The organism is Entomoplasma freundtii, from assembly GCF_002804205.1.
GTDB lineage: Bacteria > Bacillota_I > Bacilli_A > Mycoplasmatales > Mycoplasmataceae > Williamsoniiplasma > Williamsoniiplasma freundtii.
Window position 1 is genome coordinate 203,022 of record NZ_CP024962.1, and the last position, 13,765, is coordinate 216,786.

At 31.5% G+C, this 13,765-nt stretch carries 11 protein-coding genes; 5 read left to right on the forward strand and 6 right to left on the reverse strand.

Annotated features, from left to right (window positions below; translation table 4 throughout):
• Positions 1-38 precede the first annotated feature (38 nt).
• Genes EFREU_RS00905 through typA form a run of 5 tightly spaced genes read left to right on the forward strand, consistent with a single transcriptional unit; the run spans position 39 to position 6,187 of the window.
• Positions 39-734, forward strand: coding sequence for a ribonuclease H1 domain-containing protein (locus EFREU_RS00905; protein ID WP_100609156.1), 696 nt, complete (start codon positions 39-41; stop codon positions 732-734).
• Entirely contained in the window at positions 721-1,647 is a 927-nt protein-coding gene (locus tag EFREU_RS00910; RefSeq protein WP_232673624.1) for an alpha/beta fold hydrolase, read from the forward strand. The genes EFREU_RS00905 and EFREU_RS00910 overlap by 14 nt, the downstream gene beginning before the upstream one ends.
• Before the next feature lie 9 nt (positions 1,648-1,656).
• Positions 1,657-3,459, forward strand: a complete 1,803-nt coding sequence (gene lepA / locus EFREU_RS00915) for a translation elongation factor 4 (protein ID WP_100609157.1) — start codon at positions 1,657-1,659, stop codon at positions 3,457-3,459.
• Positions 3,460-3,469: 10 nt separating this feature from the next.
• On the forward strand, positions 3,470-4,315 hold the full coding sequence (locus tag EFREU_RS00920) for a hypothetical protein (RefSeq protein WP_100609158.1): 846 nt from the start codon (positions 3,470-3,472) through the stop codon (positions 4,313-4,315).
• 45 nt (positions 4,316-4,360) lie between these two features.
• Positions 4,361-6,187, forward strand: a complete 1,827-nt coding sequence (typA, locus tag EFREU_RS00925; protein ID WP_100609159.1) for a translational GTPase TypA — start codon at positions 4,361-4,363, stop codon at positions 6,185-6,187.
• A 276-nt stretch (positions 6,188-6,463) separates the two neighbouring features.
• On the opposite strand, the gene EFREU_RS00930 is transcribed toward typA, so the two are convergent.
• The 6 genes from EFREU_RS00930 to EFREU_RS00950 form a co-directional block, all read right to left on the reverse strand.
• Positions 6,464-9,391, reverse strand: coding sequence for an FtsX-like permease family protein (locus EFREU_RS00930; RefSeq protein WP_232673625.1), 2,928 nt, complete (start codon positions 9,389-9,391; stop codon positions 6,464-6,466).
• A 329-nt stretch (positions 9,392-9,720) separates the two neighbouring features.
• On the reverse strand, positions 9,721-9,888 hold the full coding sequence (locus EFREU_RS03760) for a hypothetical protein (protein WP_166666730.1): 168 nt from the start codon (positions 9,886-9,888) through the stop codon (positions 9,721-9,723).
• Between the two features lie 731 nt (positions 9,889-10,619).
• Positions 10,620-11,495: a hypothetical protein gene (locus EFREU_RS00935; RefSeq protein ID WP_100609161.1), complete on the reverse strand. Its 876-nt coding sequence runs from the start codon at positions 11,493-11,495 to the stop codon at positions 10,620-10,622.
• A 178-nt stretch (positions 11,496-11,673) separates the two neighbouring features.
• Positions 11,674-12,246 (reverse strand): hypoxanthine phosphoribosyltransferase, encoded by a 573-nt coding sequence (gene hpt / locus EFREU_RS00940; protein ID WP_100609162.1) that lies wholly within the window; start codon positions 12,244-12,246, stop codon positions 11,674-11,676.
• A 4-nt stretch (positions 12,247-12,250) separates the two neighbouring features.
• Positions 12,251-12,697 carry a Holliday junction resolvase RuvX gene (ruvX, locus tag EFREU_RS00945; RefSeq protein ID WP_100609163.1) on the reverse strand — a complete coding sequence of 149 codons (447 nt, stop codon included), beginning with the start codon at positions 12,695-12,697 and terminating at the stop codon, positions 12,251-12,253.
• Between the two features lie 50 nt (positions 12,698-12,747).
• Positions 12,748-13,743, reverse strand: a complete 996-nt coding sequence (locus tag EFREU_RS00950) for a phosphatase PAP2 family protein (protein WP_100609164.1) — start codon at positions 13,741-13,743, stop codon at positions 12,748-12,750.
• Between the last annotated feature and the right edge of the window lie 22 nt (positions 13,744-13,765).

Consider the following 13,765-nt stretch of genomic DNA (forward strand, 5'->3'; position numbering starts at 1 on the left):
TCCAACTTTTTACTAAAAGCACCTTGGAGGATGAATAAATGAGTAATAAAAAGTTTTATGCCGTTAAAATCGGCCGAAAACCAGGGGTTTATAAGCGGTGAGAGGATGTTCAAAAAGAAGTCTTGAACTTTCCTGGTGCAATTTACCGAGGTTTTGATAACTTCGAAGATGCTTGGCAATTTTTAGAGGAACCAACCCTACAACCTCATGAAATCACCAACCGTTTTAACCATTTGGATCAAACCAAGTTACCTCACCTTAGAAATCATAAATACGCTACTGCTTATACGGATGGAAGTTATGATGAGGCGACGGAAAGCTATTCCTACGGAGTGGTTTTGTTTTGAAAAAATAAAATGATTCAAATTTCTCGTCGTTTTCATAATTCCGAAAATGCTGCTCTAAGAAATGTGGCTGGCGAATTAGAAGGGGCCAAGCGGGCAATCCAGTTTGCCGTTTCTAATAAAATAAAAAACTTAACTCTCTATTACGATTATGAGGGGGTTGCCTCTTGAGCCGATCAAAAGTGACGGACCAACACACCGTTGACCACCGAATACCAAAATTTTGTTCGAATTGCGCGTGAACAAATTAACATCGAATTTCGGTGAGTAAAAGGTCATAGTGGTAATCGTTATAACGAAATGGTGGACCAGTTAGCCAAGACGGCTACCAAAGAAGAATACCGACAAGTAGAAAATGTGGAGGACTTGAATAAAGATGCGAGAATTTAATTTAAGAATGCTAGATGGAAAAGAACTCCATTGCTATGAATGAACTGCGGTGACTAAACCACAAGCGGTTTTACAACTTGTGCACGGCTCAGCTGAACACCTTCGACGTTATGATAAATTCGCTAAACACATGAACGAAAATGGCATTATTGTGGTTGGGGATGATCATCGTGGTCATGGCTATACAGCTGATTTAAGCAAAAAAGAACTAGGTTACTTTGCTAACCATCATGGTTGAGAAAAAATTGTTGATGATGAAAAATTAGTTAATGATTATATCCATAAAACCTGACCGACATTACCGGTCTTTATGCTTGGACACTCTATGGGAAGTTTTATGGTCCGTACTTATGCAATTAAGTATTCAAAAACAATCCAAGGCTTAATTATTATGGGTACTGCCGAAAACCCTCGTTTTTTAGTAGATTTAGGTTATTTTGTAGCCTTAATGCACCAAATTTTTAAAGGTGCTAAAACTCCAGACGTGTCTATTTGAAAACAAAGTTATAAACCATTAAATAAAAAGTTTCGTCATTTGCCAGATAGTAATGGCCAAGAATGATTAACCCGTGATTTAGAAGTTCAAAAGGCTTTTGCCAAAGACCCTCTTACAAAACAAGTTTTTACAACATCAGCCTTCAAGGATATGTTTTATGGAATAAGTTATAACCAAAAGAAACGCAATATTAAATTAATGCGTGAAGACCTGCCAATTTTAATTATGTCGGGGACCGATGATCCAGTTGGCAACTATGGAAAATATCCGCAAAAAGTCTATAATAAGTTTAGTAAATTAAACTACCCGGTGGAAATAAAACTTTATCCGGATAGTCGTCATGAAATCCTAAACGACTTAGATTACAAAGAAGTAGAAAAAGATATTGTGAATTTCATTAATCAAAATTTAGAATAGGAGTTGCAAATGGAAAAAAAAGCCATTCGTAATTTTAGTATTATCGCTCATATTGACCATGGTAAATCAACTTTGGCCGACCGAATCCTAGAATTAACTAACACTGTTGAAAAACGCGAAATGCAAAACCAAATTTTGGACTCGATGGCCATTGAACGTGAACGTGGCATTACTATCAAATTGAATTCCGTTCGCTTAAAATACCATGCTAAAAATGGGGAGGACTTTATTTTCCATTTAATTGATACTCCTGGACATGTTGATTTTAGTTATGAAGTATCCCGTAGTTTGGCTGCTTGTGAAGGGGCGATACTTGTCGTAGATGCTACCCAAGGCGTGGAAGCCCAAACCCTCGCAAACGTTTACTTAGCTTTAGAAAACGATTTAGAAATTATTCCAGTCATTAATAAAGTTGATTTGCCAAGTGCTGATGTTGAACGCACAAAGCAAGAAATTGAACAAGTTATCGGTCTTGATTGCCAAGATGCCCCTTTGATTAGTGCCAAAACCGGTTTAAACGTTGAGGATGTCTTAGAAGCAATTATCAACAAAATTCCATCACCACAAAATGCTGACAACAACGCTCCTTTACGTGCATTAATTTTCGACAATTACTATGATCCTTACCTAGGAGTAGTGATGTCGGTACGCGTTCGTGAAGGTCGCCTAAAGGTTGGTGACAAAATTAAGTTAATGGCCACAGAAGCGGTTTATGAAGTGACTGAAGTAGGTATTAAAACCCCTAAAGTAGTTAAAACTGGCTTTCTGGAAGCTGGTGAAGTTGGGTGAGTCGCTGCTTCAATTAAAACAATTAAAGATATTCATGTTGGTGATACGATTACTCTTGCTGAAAATCCTGCGTCAAAGCCATTGGAAGGTTACAAGAAAATTAAGCCAATGGTTTATTCTGGCTTTTACCCTTTAGACACCACCAAGTATCCTGACTTTAAAGAGGCCTTAGAAAAAATTGAGTTGTCAGATTCAGCCTTAGTTTATGAGCCAGAAACCTCCCAAGCTTTGGGCTTTGGCTTCCGAGTTGGTTTTCTAGGACTCTTACATATGGAGGTTATTCAAGAACGCTTAGAACGAGAATATAACCTTGATTTAATTGCAACTGCCCCTTCAGTAATTTACCGACTTACTTTAACGAATGGTGAAGTAATTGAAATTGACAATCCGGCGAAAATGCCAAATTCCCAAACAATTGCCAAAATAGAAGAGCCTTTTGTGTTGGTAAAAATTATGACACCGGAAGAACATGTTGGCGATTTAATGCAACTTTGTCAAAATAAATTAGGCGTTTATCGTGATTTAGAAGTCGTTGATGACCAACGTCGGATCTTAATTTATGAAATGCCCTTAGCGGAAATAATCTTTGATTTTTTTAATAAATTGAAGTCAATTTCTAAAGGTTACGCTTCTTTTGAATATGATTTAATTGGGTACCGCGTTTCAAACCTTGTAAAGTTGGACATTTTATTGAATAGTGATTTAGTGGATGCTTTTTCCATGATTGTTAATAAAAAGTTTGCTTATCAACGCGGTCAAGTGCTTACTAAAAAACTCAAAACTTTGCTTCCAAGACAAAACTTTGAAGTGCCTATCCAAGCGGCTATTGGTAACAAGGTTATTGCACGTGAGACAATCAAGGCCTATCGTAAAGATGTAATTTGAAAATTGCATGCTGCTGATATTTCACGGAAGAAAAAATTATTTGAAAAACAAAAGGCTGGAAAAAAACGAATGAAGGAAATTGGGAATGTTGAAGTACCCCAAGAAGCTTTCATTGCCGTTTTAAAACTCGATGATTAGGAGGTGGACAATGAATAAAGCAATGTCAACAACAATTGATGCAAATGGGACTCAACGAGGTCTCGATGATTACCGCATTTTGATTGAAGATGAAATTTTACTTTTGAAATATGAACCTGAGTTTCAAAACATTGATTTAGCTGGACAAATTCGTCGTCGTTGAGAAGGAAACAATCGTGATGTCGCTCTTTTCAACCAATGGCTAACGTTTAAATTTGCCACTTTGGTGCCTTCATTTGTATCACTTAATGAAGAACAAACTAACGCTGTTAATGAGACATTAATTCTCCGTTTTTTTACCTTAAGTATTGTCATCTTGAAAATGCGTGAAATTGAAGCGCAAGCTTCTGAAGAACACCAGGCTTTAATCATTGGGAATTTTTCCCAAAAATTAAAACGCATTATTAACACAAGTGTCGAAATGCTGAGAGAAAGAGAATTTCCCAACTTTATTTTGCGTTTAGAACAAAAAAACCTTCCTGATTTTATTGAGAGTTGATTTAAAGATTTTAAAGTCGTCATTCAAAATTTTGATAAAGTCCTCAATTTAACAAAATTAGAAGATATCTTGGAAGAAATTTATTTAGTTTATGAATTTGTTACTGATTTTTTAGACTATTTAGATGAAACTGAATTCGAGATTTTAGAAGATGAAGTTCAAGATATTAATATTATTTTGAGTTGAATTTTATATTTACACGGAATTCTTTATAATTTATTATTAGTGATTGAAAAAGTTTTTGATTCAGAAGAACAAGAATCAAACTTGGAACTGTTGCCCTTAAAAGAGATTTTAGAAGAACATGACTCGCGTTTAGAAATGATGCGTTTGTTATCTAACGAACTAACAAATTAAATTTAAACAAAGTAGTTGGAGAAAAGAGTAGTAAAGAGAAGTATTATGAAAGAACAAAAAATTATTAACATCGCGGTAATTGCCCATGTCGATGCTGGAAAGTCAACTTTAGTTGATGCGCTCTTAAGTCAAGGCGGGGCTTTTCGGATGAATGAAGAAGTTGTTAACCAGGTGATGGATTCCAATGATCAAGAACGTGAACGTGGGATTACAATTTATTCAAAAAACACCGCCATTGAATATGATGGCATCAAAATTAATATTGTTGACACTCCTGGCCATGCCGATTTTTCGAGTGAAGTAGAACGTATTATGAAAACTGTGGATACAGTTATTTTGCTTGTAGACTCAAGTGAAGGACCAATGCCACAAACCCGTTTTGTGTTGCAAAAAGCATTGGAATTAGGCTTAAAACCAATCCTTTTAATTAATAAAATTGATAAAAGAGACCAACGGGCAGAAGAAGTTGTTGATGAAGTTCTTGAACTTTTCATGGAACTTGGTGCTTCCGATGAACAAATGGAATTTACTACTCTTTATGGGATTGCTAAAAACGGTATTGTTCAAAAAGACATGGCGACTCCTTCAACAAATTTAGCACCTCTATTTGAAACAATTGTTGAACAAGTAGGAGGTTACCCAAGCGAACTACGTGAGAAACCGTTTAAGATGCAAATTTCTTCATTAGGCTATGATTCTTATTTAGGTCGCTTAGGAATTGGTCGAGTGATTAATGGAGTCGTTCAAAAAAACCAAAACTATAACCTTTTGAAAGCTGATGGTACTAGTCAACCTGTCAAAATTAGTCAATTAATGGTTAACCAAGGTTTACACCGGGTTCCAGTTGATGAAGCTTTGGCGGGAGATATTGTCATTATGGCTGGAATTAGCGATATCTCAATTGGAGATACAATTGCTGATCCAAGTGTTACTGAACCAATGGACCCAATCGAAATTGAAGAACCAACAATGTCGATGAATTTTTTAGTTAATACTTCACCTTTTGCCGGAAGGGTTGGTAAATATGTTACTTCACGTAATTTGAAGGAACGTTTAGAACGCGAATTAGAAGTTAACGTGGGGTTACGTGTTGAACCATTGGTTAACTCTAATATCGAAGGTTTTAAAGTTTTAGGACGCGGTGAATTACATCTTTCAGTTTTAATTGAATCGATGCGTCGTGAAGGTTTTGAATTAGCTATTTCGAAACCAGAAGTGCTTTTCAAAACTGATTCGCACAATGAACCTTTAGAACCTATGGAAAAAGTGATTATTTCGATGCCAACCGAATATTCAGGAACTGTTATTAATAAATTAAACCAACGTAAAGGAGTCATGCTAGATATGGATTCTGATGGTAGCCGGGATAAAGTAATTTATAACATTCCACTTCGGGCTTTAATTGGTTTCCGCTCCGAGTTCACTAATGACACTCATGGCGAAGGTATTATGGTTCGTTCCGCTAATGGGTATGAACCATACAAAGGCCACATTGAATCACGTGCCAACGGAGTCATGGTGTCAATGGCAGCGGGAAAAACCTTGCCATATTCTCTAAACAATCTTGAAGAACGAGGAATCCTTTTTGTCGGACCGCAAACTGAAGTTTATGAAGGAATGATTGTTGGTCAACATTCTCGTGGTAATGACTTGGATGTTAACCCGACAACCGCTAAAAAATTAACTAATACTCGTTCTAGTGGAACTGATGATGCCATTAAACTAACACCATTCCGAAAAATGAACTTAGAAGAAGCTTTAGAATATATCCAAAACGATGAATTGGTGGAAGTTACTCCCCAAGATATTCGTTTACGTAAACGTTACTTAACTATTAACGAACGTAAACAACATCGTAACCAATTAAAATAAAATAAAAAAACACCCTAATAACTAATAAAAAGGCCAAATAATGACTTGCTCATTATTTGGCCTTTTTATGTTGAGTCCTTGCGTTATGGTTTTGGTTGTATTGGTATTGGCTTAACGTTTTCGTTAGAGAACTATCGTTTGATAGTTCTCTAACGCTTGGGAGATGATTATCGATCATTTCGCGTTTATTAGGAAAAACTATTTTGGTTTGTTAAGCTTTCAAATAAAAAAACAACACCTTTTTATGGAAATGTAGAAATTATTTTTCTCTCATTATTAATAATTGATTTTTATTTTTTTTAACAAAAACTGGTTTAATAAACAACCTAAAATAAATATTAATAATATTATAAGGAAACCTAGTCAGACAATACCTCAATTAAACGGGGATGGAACTAAAATTTGAGCATTTTTGAATAAAATATTTATTACAATTTTCCAAACTATGAAATTAATAATCGTTCCTAAAATTGTGGCGAAAATAATTCCAAAGAAAATTTTTAAATTCAAATTTAAATTCAAAATGGTATTGTTATAACCAATGGCTTTTAAGATTTTTAAGTATTTACTTTGGTCCATAAAGGTTACTAGTGAAAGAACAAAATACATTATTGCCACTATTATAAAAGTTGAAATAGAAATGAAAATCATTAAATTTGCGAAATCATTATTTTTGTCATTTACAATTTTTGTTTCTAAATAATAATTGATATAATTTGTGCTACCAAAACTATTCCAAGTCATAAAATCATATATTTGATTTGGATTTTTAACCAATGAAATTAATGTAATTTTCTCGTTTTTCGACTGAGGAATAAAAAAACTAAAATAAGGGACATTAATTTGAAAATCATTAATATTCGCTTTTGAAATAAGCGTTCTATTTTTGGTTAGGATTTCATTTTTCAAAACTTTAACATTGGAAGAACCAGAAGTAAAATTTTTAAAAAACACTTCATCAGATCCATAAATGTTATTTGTATATATATCTGATTTATTTATTGACTTAATGATTAATTTTAGTGACGAGTCGTCGTGACTTTTTGCTAGTTCAACCTCAAAAACATCACCAATTTTTAATTTATTTAACTTTGCAAAATGATCAGTTACTATTACAGGAAAATAGTCTCGACTATTGGTATTTTTAACTTTTTCAAAATCTATCTCTTTTCATTTGAAGGCCTTCTTTGAATAATCATTTATTAAAAATAATTGTCAATTTTTACTACTTACAAAATTATATGGTTTATTTTCCAAGGCAATTTTATACAAAGGAAAGTCTTGATTTTCCCTAACAAACATTTTATTAAAAGAAATAGTTATATTTTTCTTTATAATTTTATCTTTTAATGTTTTGAATTGCGGGATTCAATTTTTTTCAATTTCATCCACCATTTCTTTGACAGGTAAAGTGATTAAGCCTTTTTGGTAATCTTCGGTAAATTTCAGCATGAAGTCCTCTAATGAAATTAGAGGGATTGTCAGTCTATTGAAGTCTATTTGGAATATTTTCATTATTTTTTCATTAACTGAATCGTTATTGCTTTTTAGATAATTATTTATAGTATTTACGGCGGTACTATCGATATTACTATCGATATAATCATCTTTATTATAAAAATCATAGTCAATATTGTAATTTTGGCAGTCATCAAAATAGAAGCGACCATTAACATCTTTTTTCCAATTGAATTTATATCCATTATTAAAAGAAGAATCAATATTATTGAGCACTTGAGGCCATTTATTAGTCAAATTAGTCATCAAAGTAACACCGTTTATTTCGAAGCAAAATGCCAAAAAAGCTAATGCCAAAACCGAAATAATAGTAGCCGTTCTTCCGTTAAATTTTAAGAAAAGAATCTTTCTAAACGGGTTTCATTCTTTATTAAATTGCACTTTTCTTATGTGTTTGGCCTCATTGTTACTTTGTGCGACATTATTTGTTAATTCAATTGCCGAAGAATTTAAATAAAAATACAAAGACACAAAACTAATCATTGAGAGAACAAGAGGTAATATAAAAATTGAGATTAAAATGAAAGATCAATGCCACAAAACTTTATTAATAATAACAAAAGAATTTGTAGCTATTATTCCATTAACAAAACTTTGCAAAGGCAAACTTATAAAAAAGCCAATTAAAAAGCCAATAAACAATATTAAAAAAACTCTTATTCATAAGATTTTTGCCATTTCAAAGCCAGAGTAGCCACTCGCTTTTAGAATGCCAATTGTTGACGAAATTAGGGCTAACTCTTTTTTTAAACAATAATTTATAAAAATTGTAGAAAGAATTAATAAAATGCACCCTATTAATATAAAAAGGGAAGCTTCTATTATGTAAATATTTAATGTTTGAGAGAAACCTTCTTCTTTATACCTAGTAAATTTTGGGGATTCCATTAATATCTTATTTTTGATTAAATTTTCAGAAAATTTTTTAACCTCCTTATTTGAACCAATTAATCTAGTTTTTAGAAAAACTTGATTTTGATAATCCCTTTTATGATTTGGCAAAATAACTAAATTATCGACCTCGTATCAATATTCAATATACTTTTCAATTTCATTATTCGTTAAATAACAATATACTTCATCGTTGCTGTTTGCATTATCCAATACTTTATTGTCAAATAAATTATCGATTTTTGTTCCATATCCAATAATCTTATATGTTGAAAAGGATAGAGGTTTTCCATCTCCATGAATATAATTATTAAGTGTTATGAAATCACCAATTTTTAATCTATTATTTTTTGCATATTTGTCGCTAATAATAACCTCATTATCTTGCATATTTTTTAAAGCAGACTGTTTGCCACTCAATAAAACAACATTATCACTTTGATTCAAATTTATCGGTTCTAAATTAAATTTAATTCGTTTATTTCCATAATTTGCCCAAGAATAAGAAATTGTAAAATTGGAATCAATTTTTATTGTCGCCAAACTGGAATTTTTTTGAAAATCTTGATTAATCAACCTATAAACTTGACCATAATTTTTATAACTTTCTTTTTCTCATTTTTCAGTTATTAAATCATGAAAATCAACCAATACTTCTTCATTATTCAAAGATGGAAGCAAAATTTGGTGGGTAAATAGATAAGAAAAAGAAAAAACATTATCTCTTATAAAGAGACCCATAAATGTTTTGTAATCTTTAAATTTTTCTTTATTTTTTTCAAAAAACTCTTTCATATAAGAATCGAATTTTTTGCCATTGATATCTATATTATTTAATAATTTACTGTTTAAAGAATTATTTGTCCCATTATTGGCTTCAAAATAATCAAATAAAAAATTTGGATCATAAGCTTTCCAGTCGACATTTCAACTATAATCTCATTTATTTTCTTGACTCTTAACTTTGTGTGCCACATTGATTATTTGTATAGGTGTAGAAACAAGACCAAGAGTAATTCCGGAAAATAAAAAAATAAAGATAATAAATGAAACGGTTTGTATAAATTTAATTAGATTTAGTTTAAAAAAACTTTTATATAACCATTTCATCTATTAACTCCACTTTAATTTTCTATTTCGCTATTTTTGCTATTACATTCTTGTCCAGCGATAGTCCATTCTTGTGATATATTAAAAGATAATTTATTATTTTCAAAAATGAATAAATTATCTCCACCACGTTTAAAGAATATTTCTTGACTAGCATTTGCAAGAACCACTCAATGGCCCATCAAAGATAGAACTACAGGACAGATAGGGATAAAGAAATATGCGAATATGTTATCTTAGAAAATTCCAGAAAAAACATCAATTAACAAACCTAAAAATCATAATATAAGGTCCACAAATTAAAAGGAATATATTTTGAGTATGACAAACGACATTATTTCTTTAAAACCATGTAAAATTTAAAATCTAAAATATTTCTGGTAATTTGCTTGTTAATTTGTTAAGTTGGAAATATTTGTCACAATTATAAATAGAAAGATAGAACCTTAATAAATTTCTTTATTTTTGAGTTTCGTATGTAATAAAATTCCAACTTTTAGCGTGATAAAATTTTTGTATTGTAGGATTCAATTTAATCGATTTGAATAATTATGTACTATCTATGATAAATAATAATCCATAAATAATTTTTTTAATAAAGCATAGATTAAATATCTCTCTTCTAAAATAGAATTTATATTCCTATAATCCACAATTTTTAATTTTAAAAGTACCTTTAATATTTATTTGTTTACCTATTGATTGGACACTTTCAGAAAGGCATTATCAGTTATTCACATATGTCATACCTTGACTACTTTATAGTCAACATACTATTTCAATGATTTAATTTTAAATTTACCAAAATAAAAATTCTCCTTGTATACATTAACAATAGTAATAATTTTTTTATTACTATTATGTACTTAGAGAATTAAAGTCATTTTTACGAAATATACTTTTTATTTGATTATTAATCGTCAAAACTTTGTTGACTATGGTAGATAACATTCGGAACTGCAACTGTTTTATTTTTAAGTAATTTATAAGTTAAGTCATTAAGTTCCAAGTCTTCTTCGTAATGATAATAAAAACGAGAAAATCCGTAATAACCAAACGCACGAATTTGTACCTCATGAGAAATATAATCATGATTTTTAATGGTTAATAAAGTATTCTGCAAATAAGGGTTAAGATTTAATATTTTTTGCAAAATTGCTTTTTCACTAAAATCCACTAAATTACCTAAATTGTTATTGATAATTACACTACTAATGGCAAACCTTTGTTCAATAATAAAAGTTAGGACTAAGGAATGTGATTGTCTATCGTCACCAACTTTAACAATAAATGTGGCACTTTGTGGTACTTCACTTTGGTTATTGATTAGACCCTGAATTTTTAAAACACCATTTTCGATTCAAGCTTTTACTAGCGCTCCCGGTTTATTTTTGACTCTTGGACGGTAAAGTTTTGCGAAATCTTGAATTTGTCTAGTGCGAGTTTCTCCCACTCCGATAGAATTTCCATTATCATCTTCAACTAATAATAAAGGTACTAAATTAACATAGAAATTAACTTGAACTTCACCAAGGTAGATGTCACTTTTAATATAAGCACTTGTTAGTTGACCATCAACTACACTATCTCAATCAACAACTTTTAAATGAGTATTTATTAAAGCGGGATTATGATAAATAATGGCTGCCATTAGGATATCAATCTCATAAGCTTCGATATGACCTAGATCTTTTTTAGTAAGCAAGTTATTTAAATTAATTTGCTCAGGAATTATTACCAAGGGGTTTTTATTAGGATTGGTTGTTAAAAAAGTTAGTAATTTTTTCATTTTCTTCACCTCGATTAATCATAAATGTTGATTATGAAAAGTTATCTTTTTCCACGCCTCACTCCTTTGTTAACTTCATTATAGTCACAAAAAAAATTAGCATTGCTTTTTCTAAGAAAAAAGAAAAAGTTATTAAAACGCTAATTTTGGTTATTTTTTTATTATAAAATTATTGATTTTATCATTTTCAATCTTTAAGTTTTGAGACGTCGCAACTAGCGACATAGGGTAGATTTCTTAACCGTTCTTGATAATCTAAACCAAAACCAATCAGAAATTCATCCCCAATTTCAAACCCAGATCAATCAGGTTGTAAGTCTACTTTTCGTTTCATTGGTTTGTCAATTAAAGTAACGATTTTGACATCAGCAGCTTGACGATTATAGAAATAACGTTTAACAAAATCTAAGGTTAAACCAGAATCAATGACATCTTCTAAAATTAAAATATGACGACCTTTTAAATTTGAATTTAAATCTAAGACAATTTTTGGATTGCCATCAGCCTTAGTGCCTCCTTGATATGAAGACATTACCATATAATCAGTATCGCACTCATAATCAAAGTTATTCATAAATTCGGCCATAAATGGAATGCATCCTTTTAATAACCCAACTAAAAGCACAGTATTATCGTTAATATTTTGCGAACGATAATATTCGCTAATTTGGCTAGCTAGTTCCTTAGTTCTTTTTTTAATTTGGTCGCTATCAATTAACACTTTTTTTACAAGTGGATGTTTTTTGCTCATTTTGTTATTTATCTCCTTGAGGCTTATTTTTTACCATCGATAAGTATTGTTCCAAAATTAATTGGGCAGCTAAACTATCTTTTTTGGCCTTATGCTTTTTATTTTTGATTCCTGCCTCATGGAAAATAGCATGAGCCATTTGGGTAGTTCGACGTTCATCAACTCGCACAATTTGGTCATCACGCAGGTCGGGATTGTAGTCTCGAACACCTTGAATCACATAATCAACTAAATCGGCAGTTGCACTTACAGTTCCATCCATATTCAAGGGATAACCAAAAACTAGGATAGTTGGTTTTTCTTTATGAATGATTATAGTTAATTGTTCTAAAGCTTTTTCATAGTCCTCTTCTGGGAATCGAATCGTTTCTCCCGGAGAAACGATTGTTCCACCACTTCAAGCTAAACCAATTGTCTTTGTTCCGACATCTAACCCTAAGTACTTCGTCATGTTGTTTGTGCCTCTCTTATCTTTATCTTTTTATTATAAAAGGGAAGTGCTTATTTTTTACTTCTCTTTTTTCAAACTTCAATGATAAATCACCTATGAGGCTTATTGACAGAGGTTGGTGAGCGATGGTGTTTTTGGTAATGGCAATGAATATAATCGTGATTAAAATCTCATTTATTTAATCATTTTTGGTGGTTAATTCATTTGCCGAAATAAAATCAAGCAACGGCGATGATCATCGCCATCAAAGTGTCTGTTAAATAATGCTTGTTATAAACGATTCTTGAACAAGCCATAATAATCACAATGGTTCAAATGCCTAAAGCCATCCAGAAATGAGGCTTTTTTCGTGGTTTAAGAAGGTAAAGAACACTAAGCAAACTTAAGGTAATGGCGACATGTCCTGATGGAAACGAATTGTTCTTAAAACGATAAGGGTTTCAGGAAACTGATCATCAAGGCTGATAAACAGCATCACCAGCAACAACCGCTAAAATTCTTGGTCTTACAAAGATAACCTTGAAAATAAAGACTGTCAAATAAGTACCGATTATATAAATCACCATTGCTAAAAAAGTTTGTCAATGGTAATGACCATGACGAGCGGCCAAGAGTTGGTTAGGCTGATGATAATATCATAAAATGAAAGCATAAAATCAAGCATAAGTGAAAAGTACAATCACTCAAGTAATTCAGGCAAATGGCTGGTGGTTTTTAAACAAACCCAGACTATCTAAAAAGCCAAATAGCAAAAATATTAAAGTTCATAGTCCCAATTCCCGTTCACCAGTTAACATTTTATTGTTTTTTAATTTTCAAAAATTACGGCAAATAGCCAAAATTATGGTTAAGGGAATTGTATAAATTCCGTAACCTAAAATTTCAAAATAAAGCCCAAAAAAATTATTTTCATGATGAGGTAAAAACCAATTAGCGATTTCTCGATCATATAAAGTTCCTAAAATAAAGAGAACTAAAAGTACAAAGCCTCCCCCCATAATAAAAAAACTAGTTCAAATATCTCAATTATGGCGTCGATGTATCATATAAAAATCTTAACAAAAAATC